This is a genomic window from Novosphingobium nitrogenifigens DSM 19370 (assembly GCF_000192575.1).
Classification (GTDB): Bacteria; Pseudomonadota; Alphaproteobacteria; order Sphingomonadales; family Sphingomonadaceae; genus Novosphingobium; species Novosphingobium nitrogenifigens.
On the sequence record NZ_GL876933.1, the window covers coordinates 129,472 to 154,766 of the forward strand.

At 65.8% G+C, this 25,295-nt stretch carries 21 protein-coding genes; 9 read left to right on the top strand and 12 right to left on the bottom strand.

Going from position 1 to position 25,295, the window contains the following annotated elements:
• Positions 1-44 precede the first annotated feature (44 nt).
• Entirely contained in the window at positions 45-575 is a 531-nt protein-coding gene (locus Y88_RS10610; RefSeq protein WP_008069051.1) for a GNAT family N-acetyltransferase, read from the top strand.
• Here the strand turns inward: Y88_RS10610 and Y88_RS10615 are convergent, their stop codons facing one another.
• Positions 576-1,286: an anti-sigma factor family protein gene (locus Y88_RS10615; protein WP_008069053.1), complete on the bottom strand. Its 711-nt coding sequence runs from the start codon at positions 1,284-1,286 to the stop codon at positions 576-578.
• A complete protein-coding gene (locus Y88_RS10620) occupies positions 1,276-1,806 on the bottom strand; it encodes an RNA polymerase sigma factor (protein ID WP_008069054.1) in 531 nt (176 codons plus the stop codon). Before Y88_RS10620 ends, Y88_RS10615 begins: the two co-directional genes overlap by 11 nt.
• Positions 1,807-1,960: 154 nt before the next feature.
• Here Y88_RS10620 and Y88_RS10625 point away from each other — a divergent pair, with 154 nt between their 5' ends.
• The 5 genes from Y88_RS10625 (at position 1,961) to Y88_RS10645 (ending at position 8,243) form a co-directional block, all read left to right on the top strand.
• Positions 1,961-3,238: a S8 family serine peptidase gene (locus Y88_RS10625; protein WP_157132635.1), complete on the top strand. Its 1,278-nt coding sequence runs from the start codon at positions 1,961-1,963 to the stop codon at positions 3,236-3,238.
• A 201-nt stretch (positions 3,239-3,439) separates the two neighbouring features.
• Positions 3,440-4,123, top strand: a complete 684-nt coding sequence (locus tag Y88_RS10630; RefSeq protein ID WP_018075674.1) for a PilZ domain-containing protein — start codon at positions 3,440-3,442, stop codon at positions 4,121-4,123.
• 252 nt (positions 4,124-4,375) lie between these two features.
• Positions 4,376-5,989 (top strand): NAD(P)/FAD-dependent oxidoreductase, encoded by a 1,614-nt coding sequence (locus Y88_RS10635; RefSeq protein ID WP_008069065.1) that lies wholly within the window; start codon positions 4,376-4,378, stop codon positions 5,987-5,989.
• A gap of 35 nt (positions 5,990-6,024) precedes the next feature.
• Positions 6,025-6,438 (top strand): GtrA family protein, encoded by a 414-nt coding sequence (locus tag Y88_RS10640; protein ID WP_008069066.1) that lies wholly within the window; start codon positions 6,025-6,027, stop codon positions 6,436-6,438.
• A 32-nt stretch (positions 6,439-6,470) separates the two neighbouring features.
• Entirely contained in the window at positions 6,471-8,243 is a 1,773-nt protein-coding gene (locus tag Y88_RS10645; protein ID WP_018075675.1) for a hypothetical protein, read from the top strand.
• A 4-nt stretch (positions 8,244-8,247) separates the two neighbouring features.
• On the opposite strand, the gene Y88_RS10650 is transcribed toward Y88_RS10645, so the two are convergent.
• The 4 genes from Y88_RS10650 to Y88_RS10665 form a co-directional block, all read right to left on the bottom strand.
• A complete protein-coding gene (locus Y88_RS10650) occupies positions 8,248-9,189 on the bottom strand; it encodes a hypothetical protein (RefSeq protein WP_018075676.1) in 942 nt (313 codons plus the stop codon).
• Between the two features lie 114 nt (positions 9,190-9,303).
• Positions 9,304-10,215 carry a transglutaminase family protein gene (locus Y88_RS10655; RefSeq protein ID WP_008069071.1) on the bottom strand — a complete coding sequence of 304 codons (912 nt, stop codon included), beginning with the start codon at positions 10,213-10,215 and terminating at the stop codon, positions 9,304-9,306.
• 26 nt (positions 10,216-10,241) lie between these two features.
• Positions 10,242-12,740 (bottom strand): circularly permuted type 2 ATP-grasp protein, encoded by a 2,499-nt coding sequence (locus tag Y88_RS10660; protein ID WP_008069077.1) that lies wholly within the window; start codon positions 12,738-12,740, stop codon positions 10,242-10,244.
• Positions 12,741-12,750: 10 nt separating this feature from the next.
• Positions 12,751-16,128 carry a transglutaminase family protein gene (locus tag Y88_RS10665; protein WP_026166917.1) on the bottom strand — a complete coding sequence of 1,126 codons (3,378 nt, stop codon included), beginning with the start codon at positions 16,126-16,128 and terminating at the stop codon, positions 12,751-12,753.
• Between the two features lie 153 nt (positions 16,129-16,281).
• On the opposite strand from Y88_RS10665, the gene Y88_RS10670 reads away from it, so the two are divergent.
• Positions 16,282-17,163, top strand: a complete 882-nt coding sequence (locus Y88_RS10670; protein WP_232281029.1) for a hypothetical protein — start codon at positions 16,282-16,284, stop codon at positions 17,161-17,163.
• Positions 17,164-17,168: 5 nt separating this feature from the next.
• On the opposite strand, the gene Y88_RS10675 is transcribed toward Y88_RS10670, so the two are convergent.
• Positions 17,169-18,038 carry a LysR family transcriptional regulator gene (locus Y88_RS10675; protein WP_232281030.1) on the bottom strand — a complete coding sequence of 290 codons (870 nt, stop codon included), beginning with the start codon at positions 18,036-18,038 and terminating at the stop codon, positions 17,169-17,171.
• A 227-nt stretch (positions 18,039-18,265) separates the two neighbouring features.
• Between Y88_RS10675 and dld the strand changes: the two genes are divergently transcribed.
• Both dld and poxB read left to right on the top strand, forming a co-directional pair.
• A complete protein-coding gene (gene dld, locus Y88_RS10680; protein ID WP_008069082.1) occupies positions 18,266-20,011 on the top strand; it encodes a D-lactate dehydrogenase in 1,746 nt (581 codons plus the stop codon).
• Positions 20,012-20,054: 43 nt separating this feature from the next.
• The gene (gene poxB / locus Y88_RS10685; protein ID WP_008069083.1) at positions 20,055-21,779 is read left to right on the top strand and encodes a ubiquinone-dependent pyruvate dehydrogenase; all 1,725 of its coding nucleotides are present in this window, start codon (positions 20,055-20,057) and stop codon (positions 21,777-21,779) included.
• A gap of 58 nt (positions 21,780-21,837) precedes the next feature.
• Here the strand turns inward: poxB and Y88_RS10690 are convergent, their stop codons facing one another.
• From Y88_RS10690 to Y88_RS10710, 5 genes are read right to left on the bottom strand one after another with little or no spacing between them, the layout of a single operon-like run.
• Positions 21,838-22,305, bottom strand: a complete 468-nt coding sequence (locus tag Y88_RS10690; RefSeq protein WP_232281031.1) for a cytochrome C — start codon at positions 22,303-22,305, stop codon at positions 21,838-21,840.
• Complete coding sequence (locus Y88_RS10695; protein WP_008069085.1) at positions 22,302-22,796, bottom strand: c-type cytochrome; 495 nt, start codon at positions 22,794-22,796, stop codon at positions 22,302-22,304. The genes Y88_RS10690 and Y88_RS10695 overlap by 4 nt, the downstream gene beginning before the upstream one ends.
• Positions 22,793-23,341, bottom strand: a complete 549-nt coding sequence (locus tag Y88_RS10700) for a methylamine dehydrogenase light chain (protein ID WP_008069087.1) — start codon at positions 23,339-23,341, stop codon at positions 22,793-22,795. The genes Y88_RS10695 and Y88_RS10700 overlap by 4 nt, the downstream gene beginning before the upstream one ends.
• A 3-nt stretch (positions 23,342-23,344) precedes the next feature.
• Positions 23,345-23,950, bottom strand: coding sequence for a redoxin family protein (locus Y88_RS10705; protein ID WP_008069089.1), 606 nt, complete (start codon positions 23,948-23,950; stop codon positions 23,345-23,347).
• 42 nt (positions 23,951-23,992) lie between these two features.
• Positions 23,993-25,147 carry an amine dehydrogenase large subunit gene (locus tag Y88_RS10710; RefSeq protein WP_026166918.1) on the bottom strand — a complete coding sequence of 385 codons (1,155 nt, stop codon included), beginning with the start codon at positions 25,145-25,147 and terminating at the stop codon, positions 23,993-23,995.
• Between the last annotated feature and the right edge of the window lie 148 nt (positions 25,148-25,295).

The window sequence follows — 25,295 nt, forward strand, 5'->3', positions numbered from 1 at the left end:
GGCGGCGTCTGGCGCGTTTCCCCGCTCTTGGGTAAAGGCCGGGCATGATACTGCGCCTTGCCACGCCCGCTGACGCCGCTGCTCTCGCCGATCTCGGCAATCGGGCTTTCGTTGCCAAGTTCGGCCACCTCTATCGCCCGTCCGATCTCGCCGCCTTTCTCGAAGAGTCGCACTCGATCGACAAAGTGACCCGCGAGCTGGCCAATCCCGGCATGGCGACCGCCGTGATCGAAGAGGACGGCGCGCTGCTCGCTTTTTGCAAGGTGACTTATGCCAGCACCCTGCCGCGCCATCTTGCAGCGGAACGTCCGTTCGAACTGAAACAGCTCTACACCGATCCCGACCGGCTCGGACGCGGGCTCGGCGCCCGGCTGATGGACTGGGCCCTTGCCGAAGCCCGCAAAGTCGGCGCCGACGTGTTCGAACTGTCGGTCTATGCCGACAATCCCGACGCGCAGCGTTTCTACGCCCGCTATGGTCTCAACAAGATTGCCGACATCACTTTCAAGGTCGGCGAGCACATCGACCCCGAATTCCTGTTCGGCATGGTGATGCAGCCCGAAACGACAGCCTGATCAGCGGCGCCAGCGATCCGCGATCAGCTTCGTCTCGGTCGCGGCATCGACCGGATCGCCCGCGCCCAGTCGCTGAAACGCGGGATCAAGCGCCGCATCGCTGCCGCCGGCCGCAACGGCAATCGTCTCGGCGCTTTCGGGTCCCTGCCCCTTGCCGCTGGCCTCGGTCATCCAGCGACCATCGCCCCCCCGGCAAGCCAGAGTCAGCGTTTCACCCGAACGGTATTCGCGGCACCACCGCCCGTCGGCAGCCCGCACCGTCAACGACGGCACGATCCGGCGCCCGTCGGGCAGGCTCGCTTCGGCAAGCGAGGGTGTGCGATCGAGCGCCTGCGACAGCGGATCGACGGCGGCACCGGACCCAATGTTCAGGAACAGCGCCAGCGAAGCGGCAGCCAGCGTCCCGAAGGCGACCAACCCCCATGCGATCCTGCGCCCCATGCGCCGGGGATTGTCGTTGTCGGCATGCGGCACCGGATCGGGCGGGGCCAAAAGGGCAAGCGTTGCTTCGGGCAAAGGCCGCTGCGCGATTCCCGAAAGAGCCTCGCGAATGCGTCGGTCGTTTTCCCGCCATTGGACCGCAAGCGCTGCGAGCGCGGGATCGGCCTCCATTTCCGCTTCGAACGCCTGCCGGTCGGCGGGGGAAAGAGCATCGTCGAGCCAGGCGGCCAGCCGCTCTTCGCGATCCTCCGCGACAATGTCACCGGTCATCCTCGCCTCCTTCACCTTGCGCCAGAAGTATCGCGATCCGACTGCGCGCACGCGCCAGTCGGCTCATCACGGTTCCCACCGGAATCCCCAGGGCCTCGGCCGCCTCGCGATAGCTTTGCCCCTCGACCGCGACCAGCAGGAACGTCGCCCGCTGATCGGCGGGCAAGGATTGCAGGGCGCGATGAATTGCGGCGAGTTCCGAACGATGCTCGACCAGCTCGCGGCCATCCACGCCCGGCAAGGGATCGATCTGCTCCACCGGAACGTGCTCTCCCCGGCGGGCAACGCGGCGGCGTTCATCGATGTAGATGTTCTGCGCGATGCGGAACATCCAGCTGTCGACCCGCGTGCCGGGCACGAAGAGATGGCCGCGCGCAAGCGCGCGTTCGACCGTGGCCTGCATGAGTTCGTCTCCATCCCCGGCGTGGCGACACATGGCCTCGCAAAACCGGCGCAGACGGGGGAGCACGGACAAGATGTCCGCGCGCAGCTTTCCGCCGGCAGGTTCCTTTTCCGCCATGTCATTTCCCACAACGCCGTCCACGGCCCCTTATTCCACACATCGTTGCCATTATGGGCAAAATTGCTGTCCCCGAACAAAACGACGGCCTAGAAACGCATCGAGAGCCACAGGCTTGAGGGAGACTGCGTTCTTGTACGCCATGATGCCTGCCATGAAAAAGGTCGCACATCGTTCTCGGGCTGTCCCTGCACTCAGCCTTGCACTCGCGCTCGGCCTCGCAACGACAGGTCCGGTCGGGGCGCAGGAACGCGAACCTCCGCATTTCGAACCTCCGCCCGGCGACCATGGAGGGTTCGAGCGGGGCGGGTTTGAACGGGGTGGCCCCGACCGGGGCATGCCCGGCCTTGCCGAGCGGACCGAGGCGATCAGCGACCTGCTCGACCGCCTTGCCGAAGTCGAACGCCCCGAACACGACGCCTCGGGCTATCCGGTCCGGCGAGGCGAAGTCTCTGCGCTCGACCTTGCCCCCGCCGCGCTGTCCCGCCTCGAATCCCGGGGGTATCGCGTGATCGGGCGCGATCCCCTGCCTACGCTGGGGCACGAGATCGTTCGCCTTGCCGTCCCTGCCGGACTGTCCGCGCGCGAGGGTGCCGCCGCGATCGCCGCCGCCGATCCGTCGGCGACCATCGACCTCGTCCATTACTACGCGCTCGAACCGGCCGGGGGGAAACCGCACCGGGTTCACGGCGAAAGGGGCAAGACCGCGCCGGTGCCCGGATCGATTTCCGGCAAACCCGTGATCGGCATGATCGACACCGCCGTCACGCCCCATCCGGCCCTTGCCGCCGCGCGCATCATCGCCTGGGATCAGGGCAATCGCCCAGGCCTTCCCGTCGGGCACGGCACCGCCGTCGCCTCGATCATCGCCGAAGGGGGGCAGCCGACGATCTATGCCGCCAATATCTTTCGCGGCAGCCTCGACCGTCCGTTCACCTCTGCCGATGTCGTGGCACAAGCTCTCGAATGGTTGCTCGCGCGCGACGTGCCGGTCATCAACATGAGCCTTGCCGGGCCGCGCAATGCCCTGCTCGACCGCCTGATCGGCGAAGCGATCGCGCGCGGACGGACGATCGTCGCAGCAGCAGGCAACGGCGGCCCCACGGCTCCGCCCGCCTATCCCGCCGCCTTGCCCGGCGTCATCGCGGTCACGGCGGTCGACCATGCCGGGCACATCTATCGCTTTGCCAATCGCGGCCCCTACGTCTCGTTCGCGGCCAGCGGAGTCGACGTCGTCGCCGCCAACGCACCGGGAGGAATGGCCCGCTTTACCGGGACCTCGTTTGCCACCGCCCATGTCGCGGCACTCTATGCACGCTGCCGGGGCGGCGGGGCATCCTCGTCGGCCTGTACCGACCGACTGGCACGGGAAGCGCACGACCTTGGCGCTCCGGGGCGCGATGCCATCTACGGTTACGGCTTTCTCGATTGAGCGCCGCACCGCTCCGGTGCAGAGGCAAGGCCTTGTTTCGCCAACAAGGCTATAGAATAGATTTAAAAAATATCGATTGCCTTGAAAGTTACCTGCCTTTCAAATCCCCGATGGCTCTGGTAACTTCGCGGCAAGCTTACTTCTCTATACTTCACGTTCTGATCCGTCGATTTTCGTACAGATCCATTTGGGGAAACCGGTTTGGAGACGCCACGCGACAGCGCCAACGACGCTTCGCCGTTCGCCGGCTCCCCTCCGGCTGAACGGTTGCCATCCGGAGCGGAACAGCGCGCCGCACCGCGGTTCACGCTGCTGCTGCGCGTGGCAAAACTGATCGTCGACGGGCACGAATATTTCTGCATCATTCGCGATGCCTCGGCGACCGGGGTCAAGGTCAAGCTGTTCGCGCCGCTGGCCAACCACGTCGAACTCACGCTCGAACTGGGCAGCGGCGACCGTTACCAGGCCGAATGCGTGTGGACGGCCGGGGATCATGCCGGCCTGCGTTTTCTTCACCCGATCGCGGTCGAACACCTGCTCGACGAGACTCTGACGCGCGGACCGCGCCGCCAGATCCGCCTCAACATCGCGATTGGGGGCATCCTGCGCTCGGGCGGCGAAGCGGTCCCCATCTCGCTCCACGACATCTCGTTGCAGGGGGCGGGGATCACCAGCGACAAATGGCTGCTGGTCAACGAACTGGTGAAAGTCGAAACCCCGATCCTGCCGCCGATCTATGCCAAGATCCGCTGGCGCGACCATCCGCGCTACGGACTGATCTTTGAAAACACGTTCCGTCTCGAAGACCTTGCCCGACGCTGCTCGGGCATTCCCTCGCGAGCCAACCTCCCCCCGTCCCACTTCCAGGACATCAGCGGAACCTGAAACAGCCGGGCCCATCCCCGACTCGTGCCCGTCCGATTCGTCCAAGGCCCACCGGGAAACGCCTGCCCCTCGTTCACAGAGGGAATCCGGATGCCCCGATTTACCCGTTGTTGAGCAGAAACGGGCCAAACTTGTCGCCAAGAACACCTGATTGGCGAATTTCGCGATTCCGAATCGTGACGTTAACCATCCCTTATCCAATTTCATTCACCTCCAATCGTATCGGAGCGCACGCTGCATCAGGGGCTTGGGATGACTATCGGGTTCGACAAGACGGTACAGAATTCCACCGTTCATCAGTACGATGTTGACGTTGCCATCATCGGCGCCGGCCCTTCCGGCCTTACTGCCGGTTACCTCTTGTCCCGCCAGGGCTACAAGGTCGCGATCATCGAAAAGGACCCGCATTACGTCGGCGGCATCAGCCGTACTGTCGAACATGAAGGGTATCGTTTCGACATCGGCGGCCACCGGTTCTTTTCCAAGTCGCAACAAGTCGTCGACTTGTGGAACGAGATCCTGCCCGACGATTTCATTCAACGTCCGCGCATGAGCCGCATCTATTACGAGGGCAAGTTCTACTCGTATCCGCTCCGCGCGTTCGAAGCCCTGCGCAATCTCGGCATCTGGCGCTCGGCCACCTGCATGATGAGCTACGTGTGGTCGCGGATGTTCCCGATCCGCGAAGTCCGCAGCTTCGAGGACTGGACCAGCAACCAGTTCGGCAAGAAGCTCTATTCGATCTTCTTCAAGACCTATACCGAAAAGGTCTGGGGCATGCCCTGCAACGAAATGAGCGCCGACTGGGCCGCACAGCGGATCAAGGGGCTCTCGCTTGGTGCAGCCGTGCTCGACGGTTTCAAGCGCAGCCTCGGGCTCAACAAGAAGCCCAATGACGGCATGGCGACCAAGACCCTGCTCGAGACCTTCCGCTATCCGCGCCTTGGCCCGGGCATGATGTGGGAAGCCGCGCGCGACAAGATCCGCGCCGCCGGCGGCCTCGTGCTGATGGACCACGCGCTCAAGCAGCTGGCGAGCGACGGCGAAGGCGGTTGGCGGATGACCGCGACCCATGGGGCGGACGGCAACGACATCGTGATCCGTGCGGGGCATGCGATCAGCTCGGCCCCGATGCGCGAACTGGCCGCCCGCTTGCACCCGCTGCCCGAAACCACGCTCGAAGCCTCGAAGCTGCGCTATCGCGACTTCCTGACCGTCGCGCTCAAGATCAAGGCCGAGGACCTGTTCCCCGACAACTGGATCTACATCCACGACAGCAAGGTTCGCGTCGGTCGCATCCAGAATTTCCGATCATGGTCGCCCGAAATGGTGCCCGACGAAGATGTCGCATGTGTCGGGCTCGAATATTTCTGCTTCGAGGGCGACGATCTCTGGGCTTCTTCGGACGATGCCCTGATCGAGCTGGCAACCCGCGAAATGGCAACGCTCGGCCTGGTCGATCCGAAACAGGTCATCGGCGGCGCCGTCGTCCGTCAGGAAAAGGCCTATCCGGTCTATGACGACGACTATGCCGCCAATGTCGCGGCCATGCGCGAGGAACTCGAACGGGTCCACCCGACGCTCCATATGGTCGGTCGCAACGGCATGCACCGTTACAACAACCAGGACCACGCGATGATGACCGCCATGCTGACGGTCGAGAACATCATCGCCGGGGAACGCGTCTACGACATCTGGTGCGTCAACGAAGACGCCGAATACCACGAAGCGGGTAACGAAGGCGCGGCCAAGACCATTCCGGCCCGGCCCGGTCGCCGCGCCGTCAGCGAGGATCAGCAAGCGGCTCTGGACTCCGTCCGCGCCGTGCCCGAACGCGCAAAGTCGAGCAACCGCAAGGCCGCGTAACCTCTGCCCGCCACGCCGACGAAGGAGACGGGGTCATGCCCGCGATCGCCCTGCCGCTGATCGATCGCCTGCGCCAGATGCAGGTCATCCGCTACGCCCTTGCCAGTCTCGGTGCGCTGGCGGTGGACATGGGCGGTTTTCTTCTCCTGCTTCGCATGGGCCTGATGCCCGCGCTGGCATCGGGCTGCGGCTATACGCTGGGCATTGTCGCGCACTGGCTCCTGTCGAGCCGCGCGGTCTTCACCCAAACCGTGGCGCGGGGCGGAACCGCCCGCCTGCGCCAGCAAAGCCTCTTTCTCATGTCCGCCCTCATCGGCCTGGGCGTAACGACGGCTGTCGTCGGGCTCCTGACCTTGGGTGGTATCGACGCGCGCCTGGCCAAGGCGGTCGCGATCGTCGCCAGTTTCGTGGTGACCTGGGTCCTGCGCAAGAAAGTGGTCTTCCGCTGATGCCTTCCCTCTCGCTGACGCGGGGCAGGACCATGGCGAAACCGGCTCCCACCGCCGCCGCAGGATGGCCATGGCGCGTCCTCATCATGTGGCTGGTGCTTGCCGCCGTGCTGCTGCTGGTCAATGCGCAGGGCATCGTCCTCGAACGCTTCGGCGACCCCGACGACGCGCTCCGCCTTGTCGAAGTGCGCGATCTCCTTGGCGGACAATCCTGGTTCGACGTCCACCAGTACCGGATCGCCCCGCCCGAAGGCGTGGCGATGCACTGGTCGCGACTGGTCGACATTCCGCTCGCGACCGGCATTCTCGTCCTGCGCCCCCTGCTTGGCGACCATCTCGCCGAACTCGTCACGGTGGTCATGGTTCCGCTGCTGACGCTGCTTTGCACGCTCATGCTGATCGGGCGTCTCGCCGCGCGCTTCTTCGACGCCGAAACAGTGGGTATCGCCTGCCTCGTCACCGGCATTGCCGGGCCGTTGCTGTTCCAGATGACACCGCTGCGGATCGACCATCATGGCTGGCAGATCGTCCTCGCGCTCGCTGCGCTCAACGGCCTGTCCCTGCGCGATCCGGTCCGGGGCGGACTGGTCGTCGGCGGCGCGCTGGCCGCCTTGCTCGCGATCTCGATCGAGGGCCTGCCGCTGACGGTCGTGTTCCTCGGCGTGCTCGCCTTGCGCGGATTGCTGTCGCCCAAAACCGGCTTCACCGGCCTGTTCGCGGCTGCCGCGACGCTTGCACTGGCAGGCATCGGGATTTTCCTCGGCACGCGCGGGACCGCCGACCTCGCCACCCATTGCGATCAGATTTCTCCGGTCCATCTGGCTCTCTTTGCCTGGATCGCGCTGGGAACGGGGGTTCTGGCCTTTGTCGCCCCTCGCCGCTTGTCCGTCGCCTTGCCCCTGCTCGGCGTGATCGGCGCGGGCACGCTGGCGCTTTTCCTGGGCGCGGCTCCGCAATGCAAGGGCGGCGCTTTCGTCGCGCTCGACCCGATGGTCCGCAAATACTGGTATGAAGGCGTATCCGAAGGAATGCCTTTCTGGCGCCTTCCCATGGCCAATGCCGCCGAAACCCTGCTCATGCCCCTGATCGGGCTGATCGCCACCGCGCTGCTCTGGCGTGACGCGCGGTCGCAGGAAGAACGCCTGTGGTGGCGTGATCACGCCCTCGTTCTCGCCGGAGCGTGGCTCATCGGACTGATGGTGTCCCGTGCCGGGGCCACGGCTTGCGGCTTTGCCGCAGTCCCGACGGCGGCCGTGGCGCTGCGCTGGATCGTCGCCTTGCGTGACGTGCCGCCCGCCCGCAGGATCGCGGGTTATCTCGGCATCATGCTCATGCTGCTACCGCCCTTGCCGGTGGTCGCGTGGAACCGCGTCTCGGGCCTCTTGGCGGCTCCTTCCGCAACGCCGCAGCCGATGACGATGTCGGGGTGCCGCTATGCACAGGCAGCGCAAGCGCTCGACAAACTGCCGCCGACCGACCTTTTCGCCCCGCTCGACATCGGTCCCGATCTCATCCTGCGCACGCACGACACGGTTGTCGCGACAGGCCATCATCGCGGCTCGGCCGGAATGCGCGACGTCATCGCGGCCTTCATCGGCACGCCCGAGGAAGCCCACGCGATCATCCGGCGCCGTCACACTCCGCTCATCGTGGTGTGCCCGGACATCACCGAACCGGCGACGTATATCCACTATGCGCCCGACGGCTTCATGGCCCGCCTGCTCAAGGGGCAGGCCCCGTCCTGGCTCGAACCGGTCGATCTCGCACCCGGAAGCCACATGAAATTCTGGCGCGTCAAAAACTAGGTTTTCAGTCGAATTTCCAACGTACGGAAACACCGCCGATGGCCGAGGCACTGCCCCGGCCAAAGCCGGTGCCGCCATAAAGTTCGAGACGCCAGTCGCGCTTGAGCGGCAGACTGGTCCATGCGGTCAGGTCGTGCGCCGGGGAAAAGCCGGGCGTCACCGACTGGCGCCATTCGTAATCGAGCCCCGCCATCACGCCCTTGCCCAGCCGATAGCCGAAATCCCCGGCAATGGCCCAGGTATCGCGCAAGTCGGTTCCCGCCGGACGCCCGGTAAAGCGGCGACGCGTCCCCACCGTGATCGTTGCTCGACCGATGTCGCGACCGATGTCGCCACCCAATGTCACATCGACCTTGCCGGTGCCCAGGCCGTCCTCGACCGAAGCGGTCGGCACCTTGAGCCGGCTGCTCATCGACAAGTGCGTGCGTTCACCCAGATCGAAACGATACCCCGCCGTCAGGGAGATATCGCCGATGCCGTCGGAATGGATCGAAGGCAGGACACGCAGCTCTCCCGGCACGCCACCCTGCACTTGCGCTCCTGTCGGCAGGAAAAACGGCGGTCCCGGTGCGCCGTCGTGGGCGCCGCCCGGTCCGAAGGCCTTGCCCGCACCGTCCCCGGGCTGGGGCGTATCGAGCAGATTGATCGGCCCGCGCAGGATTACGTAGGGAACCGTCACCCGGAACCAGAACCCACGCGTGGCATAGCGCAGGGACAGCGGGAAAGCGGCGACATCGGTCCGTTGCGCCTGGCCGTAACTGCCGTCGGAAAAAGTCGCCCCGAGGCTCAGTTCCCAATGACGCGGTGCCGAGGCTGCAGCGGCCCCATCCACGGGCACCGCACTGTCTTCGGCATGAGCGGAAAGCGGAAACGATACTGCGATCAGGCCCGACGCAAGGCCGAGTCCCTGTTCCAGCCACTGTCTTCCGATCTTCCAACGGCTCATCAACGATCCCGTCGGCGCTGCCGCCGCCATGCCCCCCACTGGGCCTTCGGCTGCCGGTATTGCCCCCCGACCAGAGCAAGCGCAAGAGGGAGAAAACAGGGAAAAGCCGCCGATTCAGCCGTCTTGCGGCTCGACATCGACCGAGACGGTCATGGTCTGCCCCGCCCCGCCGTGAAAGACTCCGTCGACCGGCGCGACATCGGCATAATCGCGGCCCATTGCGGTGAAGATATGATCGGACCGGACGAGCGAATCGTTGGTGGGATCAAAACCGATCCAGCCCAGTTCGTCCCCACACCACAGATTGGCCCAGGCATGGGTGGCATCGGCGCCGACCAGACGCGGCTGCCCGGGAGGCGGAATCGTGCGCAGGTATCCGCTGACATAGGCCGCCGGAATACCGTGGGCCCGGGCGGCAACGATCATGACGTGGGCAAAGTCCTGGCACACCCCGTGCCGCGCCTGAAACGCCTCGTCCGGCAAGGTTTCCGAGGTCGTCGCGCTGCCGTCGTAGGTAAATTCCGCGTGGATTGCCCGCATCAGCGCGCGCGCGGCTGAAAGCACGCCCTGCCCGGCAGGGAAGAACCGCGACGCCCAGGCCGCGATGGCCGACGAACTGGGTGCCATCGGCGAGGGGTAGAGATAGTTTGCCGGGCCCATCGGCCCCAGATCGCGATGCCGCAGCGCCCTGTCGCGCACTTGCTCGACGCTGGGCCCCTGCCCTTCGCTCTCGCCATCGGCTTGCGCATACATGGCCGCGATCAGCGAAGGCTCGGACACTTCCATCCCGAACGTGCTCTCGATCGTAAGATGCGTGAGCGGTTCCGCGATCACGAAGCGGCTGCGATTGACGACGAAGGGGCCGCTTTCCTCCTGCATCGACCAGGGAACCGGATCGATCGACAGGCGGAAATCCTCCAGCACCTGCCCCGGCCATGGGGCCGGTTTCAGGCGCAGGTTGAACCGCGCCAGCCGCACGGCACCGGCATAATCAACCGTGGTGATGTGACGAACCTTGTAATGCATGAGACTCACGCGCCGGCTGGAAACAATCAGGCGAGAAGATTGTCACCGGGCGAACCCCGGCTCTTTTCGTATTGCAGGAAATAGCGCGCCGCGATCGTGTCGGACAATGCCAGAAGCCCGCCTTCAGTCGCTTCGAGCAGGGCGGCATCGAACTTCTCGATCGTCACCGACCCGAGCGGCCCCTGCAGCGCGCGGGCCTGAAGCAGCGGCGGTTCGGGCATCATGTCCTCGCCCAGGCTGGGCAGGGCACCGATGTGGTCGCAGATGGCGTCGATCTGGAACATCAGGCTGCGCGGATTGTCGGGATCGAGCAGCAAGAGATCGAGCACCGGATTGCGGCGCGGTCCGGTAAGATAGCGCGCGCGATACGTGATCTGGCTGTCCGACAGGTCGAGCAGGACGCCGAGCGCCTCGGCCTGTTCGCCCTTGCCGCCCAGCGCACCGACCGTCGCGCAGATGCCGAGCGCGCGTTCGAGCCTGCGCCCGAGATCGAGAAAGCGCCACGACGGGCCGCGAATGAAATTTTCCGCCAGCAGTCCGGAAAGCGCGCTCAACCGCTCGCTCAGTTCCCGCGCGACGCGCAGCAAAGCCGTCGGCCGATGCGAATCGAGCGCAGGCAGGGGACGGCTGACGATCCGCCAGAAATCAGGCGTCAGACGATCGCGCAAAGTCAGACCGGCCGCGCGGAACTGGATAAAGATCGTACCGACCCCGCCCAGAAGGCGCGTTTCCGACAAAGCCGCACGCGCTGCCTGTGCAGCAGGAAGACGGGCGGTCGAAGGCAGGATCGCCCCCCATTCGACCAGCAGGTCGAGCAGCGCCGCCACCGTCTCGGGATTGCTGCCCGCAGCCGAATCGACTTCGATCGTGCTGCCCAGCACGGCCCGGATCACCCGCAGCGTGATTTCCGCGCGTTCGACATAACGGGCAAACCAGAACAGGTTGTCCGCCGCCTGGCTGGCAAGAATGCCCCCGCCACGCCGCACGCGCGGCGTTTCGGTCATGCGCGTGGGCATGGGCACGGCCGGAGGCGCATCGTCGACGATGCAGACGTCGGCCGACATATCGCCTTCGCCCATCCATCCGGTCTGCACTTCGTCGGACGAGGACAGGCGGGCAAAACCGCCGGGCATGACCGTCCATTCGCCGTCCGACCCGCGCACGACAAAGGCGCGCAGGGTAAAGGCGCGCGGCTCGAACCGTTCCTCGACAATTGCCGGGGTCGTTGCCAGCCGCACGATTTCCTGCCCGCAATAATCGAGCGGGCGGCGCGCCATGGCATCGAGCAGCGTGGCACGGCTGGTTTTCGACAGCGTTCCGCCGGGCAGCGCGCGTCCGGGCGGAAGCCCTTCGACCTTGCGCCCGAATGCCGAGGCAATCACCATCTCGCCCAACTGGTCGCGCACATACGCGGCCTCGTCGGGCTGCCCGCACCACCATGTGGCGATATTGGGCAGGATCGGTTCCTCGTGGCAGAGCACTTCGCACAGGCGCGGAAGGAACGCGGCAAAGGCCGGTGCTTCCAGCACTTCGGCGCCCGGCCAGTTGGCCAGTTCCACGCCGCCGCGTCCCCATGCTTCGAACAAGTCGGGAACGCCGATCTCGCTGCGGGCGTCGAATGCCAGCGGGTCGAGCGCATTGGTGTCGATCCACCGCCACAGCGCATCGATCCGCTTCGGCCCGGCAATGGTGCGGACATAGAGACGGTCGTTGCTGACGGTAAGGTCACGCCCTTCGACCAGCGGAAAGCCGAGATAGCGCGCCAGATGCGCCTGTTCGGGATAGGACTGGTTGAGCCGTCCGGGCGTGAGCAGGGCAATACGCGGACTTTCGCGCGAACAAGTGCGGGCAATGCCACTGCGCAGTTCGGAAAAGAACCGCGCCACTCGCCGGACGTGAATGTCGCTGAGCAAGGATCCGGTGCTGCGCGACAGGGCCAGCCGGTTTTCCAGCGCATAGCCGATGCCATTGGCAAGGCGCAGCCGGTCGGCGAGCACGCGCCACTGCCCATTGGGGCCACAGACCAGGTCGGCGGCATAGACTTCGAGGAAATGCCCGCGTCCTTCGCGCACCGCCTTTTCGCGCACGCCCACGGTGTTCCGGGCAAAGAAACGGCTGCCCGCGACCAGAGCTGCGGGCAGATGCCCTTCGGCGACCAGACGCTGCGGGCCATAGATGTCGGCCGTCACCGCCTCGAGCAGACGCGCCCGCTGAACCAGACCGCGCTCGATCGCGCTCCACTGCCCCGCGCCGATGATCAGCGGCATGGGTGAAAGCGGCCAGGGGCGTTCCTCGGCATCGCCGGTCAGGCGGAAACTGAGCCCGAGATCCTGGATCTGGCGCGCCACCAGTTCTGCGACCGGAAATCCGGCTTCCTCGCGCAGGGACGTCAGGCCCCGCGCCATCCGCTCCCATTTTTCCGCAACGGCGGGCGTGGCAAGACGAAACAGGTCGAGCGCGTCCGCGCCGACCTTGTAATCCTTCAGCCGCGACCGGGCCGGGACTGAGGGTGCCCTGCTTGCCAAGCCCGCTCGCCTAGGCGAGCCAGCTTGGTCGGCGCAAGTCCAGTGTCATCGGAAATTCTCCCGGCAGTTCCCTCGGCGGGACAGCCAGCCAGCCCGGCGTATGCCCATAGGCCTGGAACCGGGCCATCCGCCGTGCTTCGGCTTCATAGCTGTTGACCGGCACGGTATCGTAACTGCGCCCACCCGGATGCGCGACGTGATAGACGCAACCGCCCAGCGAACGCCCGCTCCAGCTGTCGATGATGTCGAAGGTCAACGGCGCATGGGGCGGCATTTGCGGATGGAGGCAATTGACCGGCCACCACGCCTTGTACCGCACGCCCCCGACCGCCTCGCCATGGGTGCCGGTCGGCGTCAACGGCACCCGGCGACCGTTGCAGGCGATGATGTGCCGTCCCGCGACCAGTCCGGTCGCGCGCACCTGCAACCGCTCGGTCGAGCTGTCGACATAGCGCACCGTTCCCCCGATCGCCCCGGTTTCACCCAGCACGTTCCACGGTTCGAGCGCGTGGCTGATTTCGAGCTGGACACCGCCGCCCTCGACCGCGCCATGCACCGGAAAACGGAACTGGCGCTGCGCCTCGAACCACACGGGATCGAAGTCGTAGCCCGCCTGCCGCAAGTCGCCCAGAACGTCGAGGAAGTCGGACCAGACGAAATGGGGCAGCATGAAGCGGTCGTGCAATTGCGTGCCCCAGCGCACCAGCGGCCCGTCGACCGGCTGGCGCCAGAACCAGGCGCAGAGCGCACGCAGCAGCAATTGCTGGGCCAGCGACATGCGCGGCTCGGGCGGCATCTCGAACCCGCGAAACTCGACCAGCCCCAGCCGCCCGGTCGGACCATCAGGCGAGAACAGCTTGTCGATGCAGATTTCGGTGCGATGGGTATTGCCCGTCACATCGACCAGCAGATTGCGGAACAGGCGGTCGACGATCCAGGCCGGGGGTTGCTGCTGATCGGGATGGGGCACTTGCGCCAGCGCGATTTCCAGCTCGTAGAGCCCGTCGTGTCGCGCTTCGTCGATACGCGGCGCCTGACAGGTCGGCCCGATGAACAGGCCCGAGAACAGGTAGCTGAGCGAGGGGTGCCGCTGCCAGTAGATGACAAAGGACTTGAGCAGGTCAGGCCGCCGGATGAACGGCGAATCGAGCAGGGTCGGACCGCCCAGAACGATGTGATTGCCCCCGCCGGTCCCGGTCGCACGTCCGTCGACCATGAACTTGTCGGCGGTCAGCCCGATCTCCCGCGCGCATTCATAGAGCGTCTCGGTGATCTCGGCGGTTTCCCGCCAGCTTGCCGCGGGCTGGATGTTCACTTCGATCACGCCGGGATCGGGCGTGACTTTCAAAACCGTCAGGCGGGGATCGGGCGGCGGCGGATAGCCTTCGATCCGCACCGGCAGCTTGGTGTCCTCGGCCACCTGTTCGACGCTGGCGACAAGGTCGAGATAGTCCTCGAGCGTTTCGACCGGCGGGATGAAGACGCACAAGTGATCCCCGCGCGGTTCGACCGTGATCGCGGTCCGCACCGCGCCCTCGATCGGGACCTGCTGGACATAGCCCTGATCGGCAGGCGTCGCGTGCGGGGTTTCGACCGGAACAGCACGCTGGAACGGCACGCCCGAATCGCGGACCTGGAACCCGCGCTCGATCACCTGCGCACGCACGTCGGGCAAGGGATCGCGCGGTTCGGCCGTGTCGCGGGCATGGATATAGGGATAGTCCGAAGCCGGAACGAACGGCAGCGACCCGAGCGGCAGGCGATAGCCGAGCGCGGAATCGCCCGGCACGGCGTAAAGCACCCCGCGCCGGACTTTCCAGCGTTCGGACCGCCACTTGCGGATCGGCTGTCGCGCGGCGGCCTGCCACCAGCGCTGGATCGGCAGGACGAACCCGGCCGGCTTGGTCAGCCCGCGCTGGAACGTGCGCATGAACCGCGCGCGTTCCTCGGGATTTTCAAGCTGCGGATCGGTCGGCTCGGTATTCTCAGGCAGCTGCGCCTCGCGCACGATCCATTCGACCGCGTCCTCGAAGACCGGCTGCGCGAAATCATCGTCCACGCCCAGCATGAGCGCGGTTTCCTTGAGGAACTTTTCCGCGTCCCCGGCGTCGACCGTGCGTTCGGGAACAGCCTCGGGCATGACGCTGTCGGCGATCAGGCGCGCGTCGTTCCAGACCGGCACCCCGTCCTTGCGCCAATAGATCGAATAGCCCCAGCGCGGCAGGCTTTCGCCGGGATACCATTTGCCCTGTCCGTGATGAAGCAGTGATCCGGGTGCGAACCGGTCGCGCAGCTTGCGGATCAGGCGATCGGCAAAGACCGCCTTGGTCGGCCCGACGGCCTCGCTGTTCCATTCGGGCGCTTCGAAATCGCCGTCGCGGATGAACGTCGGCTCGCCCCCGATGGTCAGGCGCACATCGCCCGCGGCAAGATCGTCGTCGACCTTGTCGCCCAACGCCATGAGCGTTTCCCAGCGGGTCTCGGTGAACGGCTTGGTGATGCGCACCGCCTCGGCAATGCGCGAGACCTGCATCTCGAAATGGAAGTCGGCGTGGACCTGTTCCAGCACCACGCCCTCGATCGGCGCGGCAGTCCGGTAATGCGGCGTCGCGCAAAGCGGGATGTGCCCTTCGCCCGCGAACAGGCCCCATGTCGCATCGAGGCCGAGCCAGCCCGCGCCCGGTACGTAGACTTCGGTCCAGGCGTGAAGGTCGCACACGTCCTGCGACACCCCGCGCGGCCCCTCGACCGCCGCCACGTCGGGAGTCAGCTGGATCGAGTACCCCGAGACGAAGCGGGTGGCAAAGCCGAGACGGCGCAGGAGCTGTACCAGGAGCCAGGCCGAATCGCGGCACGACCCACTGCCGATCTCGAGCGTTTCCTCGGGCGTCTGCACCCCTGCCTCGAGCCGGATGACATAGCCGACCGCCTCGTTCACCGCCTGGTTGATCGCCACCAGGAAGTCGATCGTGCGCCCTTCGTGATCCTTGAACCGCTGATAGAGCTCCTCGAACAGCGGTCCTTGGTCCTCGACTTCGAAATAGGCGGTCAGGTCGCTCGCGAGCGCCTCGTCATACGTGAAGGGATAGGTTTCGGCGTATTCCTCGACGAAGAAGTCGAACGGGTTGATGACGGCAAGCTCGGCGAGCAGGTCGACCTCGATCGCGAAATGATCGATCGGATCGGGAAAGACGATCCGCGCCAGCCAGTTGCCGAGCGGATCCTGCTGCCAGTTGATGAAGTGGTTGGCCGGGCTGATTTTCAGCGAATAATTGGGAACCGCCGTGCGACTGTGCGGCGCGGGTCGCAATCGGATCACCTGAGGGCCCAGACGGACCGGCTTGGTGTAAGTATAGCGGGTGAGGTGGTGCAAACCGGCCTTGATCATGGCAACGAGTGTGCGCGATTTGATGGTGCGCCGCAACAACCAAAGCCTGTCGGCAACAATCCTTGAAACGATTCCGAAACGGTCGCTTTGCATACCGAAACCGATCTTGCGCGCGCCCCCAGGCTCGCTCATGAAACCGGCTCTCCGGGGGACATGATCGGGGCTGGAATTTCAACGATGAAGTGGTGGAAACGGATCGGCAGTTCCCTGCGCAGCGGCCATGGCCCGTCCGAAACGAACGCCGCGCCGGACACTCCGGCACCGCCCCGTTCCCGCACGGTCGATGTCGGCTGGCTGCTCGATACCGAAAAGGCCCGCTTCATCTGGCCTGAACCCCGCCGGGTGACGCTCGACAATCCGCCGCCGCGCCATGCCAAGTCCGCCGGTCATTGCCCGGCAGTGATCGAGCACGAAGCGCGCATGTTCGAAATGCTTTGCCCCATCGACGTGCGGCTCGGCTTCAAACGCGGTGAAAAGGGCGAGCCGCAACTGGTCAATCTCGACGGAGATCAGGCCAGCATCCGCACGCGCCATCTGGGCGAAATGGTCTCGCTGGTGTCCGAACGCGAATGGCGCCACCCCGAACGGCCGATGCTGCAAATCATCACGCCCTATGTCTTCGTCGCCGACGAACCGGTCTGGGCCATGCAATTGCCGCCGATCACGCATTATCAAAAGGAGCCGTGGCCGGGCCTGCTGTTTGGCGGCCGCATTCCGATTCACATCTGGCCGCGCCAATTGATGTGGGCTTTCGAATGGTTCGAACCGGGCAAGCCGCTGGTCCTGCGGCGCGGCGAACCGTGGTTCAACCTGCGCTTCGAAGCCGCCGAGCCCGATCGCCCTGTGCGCCTGTTCGAAGCCGAACGCACCACCGATCTCGACGACTATCTCAAGGGGCTGTCCGCCGTCAGCAACTACGTCGATCGCACGCTGTCGCTGTACAAAGTCGCAGCCGAGCGACGCCCACCACGCCTGCTCGTGCGCAAGGAGCGCGGCGGAGAACCGGTTGCCGCCGACGAGCCTCCGACCACTTAGGCCGCTCAGGCCCCGGCGCGCGCGACATCGAGCCAGGCGCGCGCCGCATGGGGCAGATAGGCCTCGCGCCGCCAAGCCAGTGCCATGCGCCATTCGAGCGCAGGATCGCCGACCGGGATCTGCACCACGCCCTCCCGCCGGTGCATGTGCGCGACAAGCCGTGGCAGGAAGCTGACGCCGATCCCTGCGGCGACGAGTTCGAGCATGAAGCCGATCTGGCTCGACTGCGCGGCGACCTGTGGGGTCAGCCGATGCGCGCGAAAGGCATCGGTCACCATCGCGTGCAACATGAAACCGGTGTCGAACAGGACCAGCGGCGTGTCGGCAAGATCGGAAAAACGCAGGCTGTCGCGTGTCGCCAGCCGATGGCTGGCGGGAAGCAGCGCGTCGACCGGCTCGCGCCCCAGTTCCTGCGTCTCGAATTCGTCCGAAACCGGCAGCAGCAATCCGGCCAGATCGAGTTCCCCGCTGTGCAGCAATTCGCGCAAGCGCGCGCTGCCGTGCTCGCTCAACTGCACTTCGATGCCGGGATAACGCTGCCGGAACCGGGCAAAGATCGGCGCGAACAGCGCGTCGCCGCCCACGCGCGGCAGTCCCAGCCGCAAGAGCCCCCGCCGCAAGCCTTTGAGCTCGGCGATCTCGGACAAGAGATCCTCGCGCGCGGCAAGAATGCGCAAGGCCTGTCGATGGACGATCGCGCCCGCCGCCGTCGGCGCCACATGCCGAGATCCGCGTTCGAGCAAGGGCACGCCCATTTCGTCCTCCAACGCCTTGATCGCCTTGCTGACGGTCGATTGCGTCGAAAACAGCACGCGCGCGGCGTCAGTGAAGCCTCCTTGCCGGATCACTTCGACCAGAACGCGAAGATTGCGCATTTCCATCAGCTGTCCGCTCCCGGCCCAATTCCCCCCGGGCCCAATTCCTCTGGGCCCAATTCCCCCGAGCCCAATCCATTGTCTTTCCTTCGTCATTCCAAACCCGAATGCAAGGAAGTCGAACGTTTCATTTCAAGAATGACGCGTCGAAGCATAGGGCCGCGCCAACGCCAATCCCCACAACGGACATCCCCCCAAAGGACAGCCCCCCCAAAGGACAGCCCCCGATGCCGGCCATTGCCACCGACAGTTCCATTCCCGCGCGGCCACAGGCATCTTCCGGTCTGGTCGAGCGCCTGCGCGCGATTGCCGGACGCCGTCATGTCCTCGTCGGCGACAAGGCGACTCGCGCCTATCGCCGGGGCTATCGCTTCGGCGACGGTCCGGTCCTGGCTGTGGTCCAGCCGGGCAGCCTGGTCGAACAATGGCGCGTGCTGCGCGCTTGTGTCGAAGCCGGCGTCATCGTCATTGCCCAGGCCGCCAACACCGGCCTGACCGGCGGTTCCACGCCCGACGGGGCCTACGATCGCCCGGTGGTGATCGTGTCGATGCGCCGCCTCTCGGGCATCCATCTCATCCGCGAGGGCAAGCAGGTCGTGTGCCTTCCCGGCGCCACGCTCTACGATCTCGAAGCCAAACTGCGCCCGCTCGGCCGCGAACCCCATTCGGTGATCGGCTCTTCGTGCATCGGCGCTTCGGTCATGGGCGGCATCTGCAACAATTCGGGCGGCGCGCTCGTCCGCCGGGGCCCGGCGTATAGCGAACTGACGCTCTATGCGCGGGTCGACGACAGGGGACGCCTCGAACTCGTCAATCATCTCGGCATCGCGCTCGGCACCGATCCGGAAACCATGCTCGCCCGGCTCGAACGCGGCAGTTTCACCCCCGGCGAAGTCAGCGCGGCCGAGGACCGGTCCGCCTCGGACCACAATTATGCCGACCATGTCCGCGAAATCGACGCCGAGACGCCCGCGCGGTTCAATGCCGACCCCTCGCGCCTGTTCGAAGCTTCGGGCAGCGCGGGCAAAGTCATGCTCTTTGCCGTGCGGCTCGACACCTTTCCCCGCGACGAGGCAACGCGCGCCTTCTACATCGGCACCAACGATCCCGCCGAACTGACTGCACTGCGCCGGGCCATGCTGGGCTCATTCGCGAACCTGCCGGTGGCGGGCGAATACCTGCACCGCGACTGTTTCGACATCGCCGCCCGCTACGGCAAGGACACCTACCTTGCCATCCGCAAGTTCGGCACCGACCGCCTGCCCCTGCTGTTTGCGGCCAAGGCGAAAGTGGATGCACTGCCGTTCCTGCCCGCGCACCTCTCGGACAAGGTCATGCAATGGGTGGCCGATCGCCTGCCCCAGCATTTGCCCGCGCGCCTGCTCGATTACCGCGACCGCTTTGAACATCACCTGATGCTGCGCATGGCCGACGAGGGCATTGCCGAAGCCAGTGCCTGGCTGGAAAGCCATTTCCCCTCGACGAGCGGCGCCTTTTTCGAATGCACGCCCGAAGAAGCCGAAGCCGCGTTCCTGCATCGCTTTGCCGCTGCGGGTGCCGCCATCCGCTATCGCGCGGTCCATGCCCGCGAGGTCGAAGACATCGTCGCGCTCGACATCGCCCTTCCCCGCAATTGCGAGGACTGGGTCGAACAGCTCCCGCCCGAAATCGAGCATCCGATCCTGCACAAGCTCTATTACGGCCACTTCCTGTGCCACGTGTTCCACCAGGACTACATCGTGGCCAAGGGCACCGATTGCGGCGCACTGGAACAGGCCATGCTGCCGCTGCTCGACCGGCGCGGCGCCGAATATCCGGCCGAACACAATGTCGGCCACCTCTATACGGCGAAACCCTCGCTGCGCGAACATTACCAGGCGCTCGACCCCTGCAACATGTTCAATCCCGGCATCGGCCACACCCACCGCCATGCCTGCCACCCCCATACCAGCCAACCCGGTGCCGCCGGGTAACACGTCCCTCCCTCTCCCCGATCCCCCCGCAAAGGAGCCCGCCATGCCCACTGTCGCCGACCAGATGGTCGAAACTCTCAAGACCGCAGGCGTCCGCCGCATCTGGGGCATCGTCGGGGACAGCCTCAACGGCTTTACCGACGCGATCCGCCGTCGGGGTGGGATCGACTGGCTCCATGTCCGGCACGAAGAATCGGGCGCTTTTGCAGCGGCCGGCGAAGCCGAAGCGACCGGCGAACTGGCGGTCTGTGCCGGGTCGTGCGGCCCGGGCAATCTCCACCTCATCAACGGCCTGTTCGACGCCCACCGCAGCCGCGTGCCGGTGGTCGCCATTGCCGCCCATATCCCTTCGCCGGAAATCGGATCGGGCTATTTTCAGGAAACCCATCCCGAAGAACTGTTCCGCGAATGCTCCAGCTATTGCGAGCTGGTCTCCAACATCGCGCAGATGCCGCGCGCGCTGGAAATCGCGATCCGTCGCTCGGTTGCCGAACGCTGCGTCTCGGTGATCGTCATCCCGGGCGACATCGCGCTGAAGGAAATTCCGGCCGTCACCACGCCCAGCCGCGACGCGCTGCTGCCCGCACGCCCTCGCGTCGTTCCCCCCGCCGACGCGATCGACAAGCTCGCCTCGCTGCTCGACGGGGCCAGCCGCATCACGCTCTTGTGCGGCGGCGGCGTCGCGGGCGCCCATGACGAAGTCGTCGAGCTCGCCTCGCGCCTCAAGGCTCCGATCGTCCATGCCCTGCGCGGGAAGGAACATATCGAATGGGACAATCCCTATTCGGTGGGGATGACCGGTCTGATCGGATTTTCATCCGGCTTCTACGCGATGGGCGCCTGTGACGTCCTGCTGATGCTCGGCACCGATTTCCCCTATCGCCAGTTCTATCCCCAGGGCGCCAAAGTGGTGCAAGTCGATATCCGCCCCGAAGTGATCGGACGCCGCACGCCGATCGAGCTCGGCGTGATCGGGGACGTCGGCGAAACGCTGCGCGCGCTCTTGCCCAAGGTGCCCGTCCGCAACGAAGACGCCCACTTGCGCGCCTCGCTCTCGCATTATCGCGAAGCCCGCACCGCTCTCGACAAGCTGGCCCACGGAAAACCGGGCGGTCGCCTGCACCCGCAACACGTCATGCGCGTGCTGAGCGAACAGGCGAGCGCGGACGCGGCCTTTACCGCCGACGTCGGTCTGCCCACGGTGTGGAGCGCGCGCTATCTCGAAATGAACGGCAAGCGGTCGCTGACCGGGTCGTTCTGGCACGGGTCGATGGCCAATGCGATGCCGCAGGCCATGGGCATTCAGGCCGCCTGCCCCAACCGCCAGGTCATCTCGCTGTCCGGCGACGGCGGTTTCTCCATGCTGATGGGCGACCTGCTCTCGCTTCGCCAGCTGAACCTGCCGGTCAAGGTGGTCGTGTTCAACAACAGCTCCCTGGGCTTCATCGAACTCGAACAGAAATCGTCGGGTTTCGTCGATTTCGGGACCGGGTTCGACAATCCCGACTTTGCCGCCATGGCGCAGGCTGCCGGGATCAAGGGCATCCGCATCGAGGACCCCGCCGATCTCGAAAGCGGAATTGCCGCCGCGTTCGCCCATCCCGGCCCGGTCCTGATCGACGCGGTCGTCGAACGCATGGAACTCGCCATGCCGCCCAAGGTGACTACCGAAATGGCCAAGGGCTTCACGCTCTACATGATCAAGGCCGTCCTCAACGGCCGTGGCGACGAAGTGCTCGAACTCGCCCGCGCCAACCTCCTGCGCTGATCGAGCTTCCCTCCCCGGTCGCCTCTTACCCCCCAAGAGGCATCCCCCCGACCGGGGCCTACCGCTGTGGAAACGCCGCCACCAGTCTGGCGCGCGTTTCCACGCGGTCGAGGCGGATCGGGTCGGCTCTCAACCGGCCGATCTCCTCAGGCGTATAGGGAGCAAATCCGGCCGGAACATGGGCCGGGTCGAACCGGTACAAAGTCCAGTTCAGAAGATTGGTGAGACGCCGGTCATCAAGATTGGTCGTCGCCACCCCCGGCACGCGGCCAAGGAACGCCCGTCCGCCCGGAACGCCCAGAAACCGCGCCACGGTATCGCGCATGGGCGGCGCCGTGCGATCGTCGCCGCTGCCGTCGGGACGATGGCACCCCTGGCACTTCAGCATGTAATCCTCGTGCGCCTGCCGCGCATCGACGACCCCGGCCATGATGCCGGTTCCCTGAGCCGTCGCGGCCCGCCCCGATACGAGCGCGAGCACGGCCCCGGCGAGCATGACCGCCCCCGCTCGCCACAGAGATGTCATTGCCCGCCTGCCGCCGCGTGAAGCGCGGCAATCTGCCCCGGCCCGAGATCGGCGCCGCTTGCCCGCAACGTCGCGACTTCGCTCGCGGTAAAGGGAGTGAAGGACGGCCCCTGTCGCGCGATCGCGGTGCCCACGTGATTGAGCACCGCGGCGATCCCCGCATCGTCGAGGCCTTGTGCAGGCATCACGTTGCGATAGGCTTTCCCTTCGACCGTGATCGGCCCCATCAGCCCCTTGACTACGACAAGCGCCAGATAGCGCCGCCCCGCCGGATTGGCGGCAAGCGTCCGGACATCGGTCCCGAGCGGCGGGAACGTGCCCGGCACCCCGGCACCGCTGGGCGTGTGGCAGGCCGCGCAACGCGTGAAAATCGCAGGCCCGATCGCCTGCGTATCCTGTCCATGGGCAGGCAGGACCATCGCCCCCAGCGCAAGCGTGCCCGCCAGCATCCCGGCCATGCCCCACCCTTTCACGCCGACCAGCCCCTTCACAGCGGCTTGTCCAGCGCGAGGCCGACGATGACGGCGGTCGAACAGTTATAGACGCTGCTCTGCGCGCCGATGCACCAGTTGTAGTCGTTGTTCGACTGCGGCCGCACTTGCGGACGGTCGCCTTCGTTGCGGTTGCACAAGCACTGGCCGCAGGACGAAACCCCGCAACAGTCGTTGTAGCTGATGATATAGGCGCGGTTGTCGGCCGGATTGGTACAGGTGCCGATCCAGGTGATCGGGGACATCTCCGTGCCCGGCGGACAGGCGTTCACCGAGCCGCCGCAACAAGTGCAGAGGAACCCGTCGATTGCGCAATAGCGCCAGTAATCGCAACTCGTCCGGTCGCCGGGGTCCTGCGGATTACCCGAAGTGACCGGCTGATGCGCGGGGCCTCCGGCATGGCCCGCCGCGCGCGCCACCGGCAGCACCGGAAAGGCCGCCGCCCCGGTGATCCCGGCACCGAGCAGGGCGAGCAGGCTGCGCCGCGAGGACTGCCGCGCGACCGACCGCGTCAGCCTTTCGGCCAGTTTGTCGAAACCGATCATGGCTCAGGCTTCCTTCTGGCGGCGGGCAAGGTAGTCCTGGATCGAGGCGACCCCGTGCTCCTTGGCCTCGAACAGGCTTTCGAGATGTTCGCGGCTGTTGATGAGACCAAGCGAGGCAACGCGGCCGTCTTCGTCGAGCAGAACCGCATAAGGCAGCTTGGACACGCCAAAGGCACGCCCCAGTGCTTCGGACAGGACCATCGGCACGTTGGCAAGGCCATGGTCGCGCGCCAGCCGCTTATAGGCGGCGCTGTCACCGTCCCCTGCCAGCACGACATCGAGCCAGCCGCTTTCGGCCCGCGCCGACGAGCGCAGGACCGGCAGCAGCGACTTGCACACCGGGCAGTCGGGCGAGGCAAAGAACAGCAACTGGCTGCGTCCCTCGCGCTTGCCGCCCACGGTCATGCTCTGCCCTTGCGTCGTCGTGACCGTCATCGGGCTCGCCACTTCGCCGACATTGACTTTCTGGTGCAGCGTCAGCGCGCCCGCCGGGGCGATGCGTTCGTGCAGGATGCCGACCTGTCGGGCCAGCGCCACGATCAGCAGGGTCTGGGCAATCACCGCGACCCACAGGAAAATCTGGGAAACCAGCATCAGGAATGCCTCCATGCAGCGTGGAAAATCGGGAAAGGGGCCTCGCCCCGCCGCATGTCAGCGGACGGTGTAGACAAGGAAGGGATTGAACGCGACGGTGGCGCCCAGGCTGCGGACGAAAGCCCCGCTTTGCGTGTCGTAGACATTGATGGTCCCGTCGACTTGCGCCCCGACGAGATGGGGCACGTCCTCTTCGGTCAGGCCGATGCCCATGGTCGGTCCCTTGAGCGGGATGATCGCAACACGGGCCTTGCGCACCGGATCGACCACCCAGACCGCCGTGCCGCCGTCCTTGTGGCTGCCTTCCTTCCCATGCGGCGTCATCAGGACATAGAGCCGCCCGGCAGTATCGGCATTGATGACCTGATAGCCGCTCGGGCGCCATTCGGGATCGGCGCCCGGCGCGGTGCCGAGCGAAAAGGCGCCCGGCACCACTTTCGCGACCGGCCCCGACAGATCGAAGCCCTGCACCAGTCCGCGCTGGCTGACGAACCAGGCGGTACCGCCGATATAGGCAGGCGTGCTGAAATAGGCCTGGTGATCGATCTCCTGCACATTCCGGATCGTCGCGGACGAGGCGGCCTTGCCCTGCGCATCAAGGACCACGCTGAAAATCGAGCCGTCGGCGCAAAGGCTGGAAAAGCCGCGCTCGCCGGTCGGGTAGATCTGCGAACAACCGGGCAAGTCGATCTCGTTGATGACCTTGCGCGCGTCGATGTCGATCACGCTCACCGACTGGGCGGGCGTGAAATTGGCCAGCAGCGCCCATTTCTGGTGATTGGTGAACTGGAACAGGTGGGGATAGATCACCGACTGCTGCCGCTTGCCGCCGGGCAGGACGATCTCGCCCTTGGGCTGCAAGGTCTTCATGTCCCAGATCGTGACCGCATCGGTCCGCTCGCCGCGCGTCAGGCGGGAATAGAACGTCTCGGCGGTCAGGATTTCTCCGCGCTGGCGCGAGAACAGGGCCCCGCCCATCTGGCTGTCGCGCACCAGTCCCTTGAGCGGCTGGTTGGGCGAAGCGGTGTCGACCACCGCCAGACGGCCGTCGAGAATGGAATTGAAATTGATGTCGTGGACGACGACGAAGCTCTTGGGCCAGACGTCGGGCAGGCGAGCGACCTGCAGCAACGGCTCTTCGGCCAGCGGCGCGGGCTGCGCGCAAGCGGGTGCCGCCGCCGCAAGGGCGAGCGCCAAAGCAAACAACCTCATGTCTGATACTCCCCAGGCGCCGGAACCGGCCTGACACCGCCCCCGGCGAACGCTCGACACGCGGACTGTGGCATCAGCCTTAAAAAATTGTCAAATGACCTAAATTGTCCGAGTGACCTAAATTCGGCCCGAATCGCGTGGCAATACG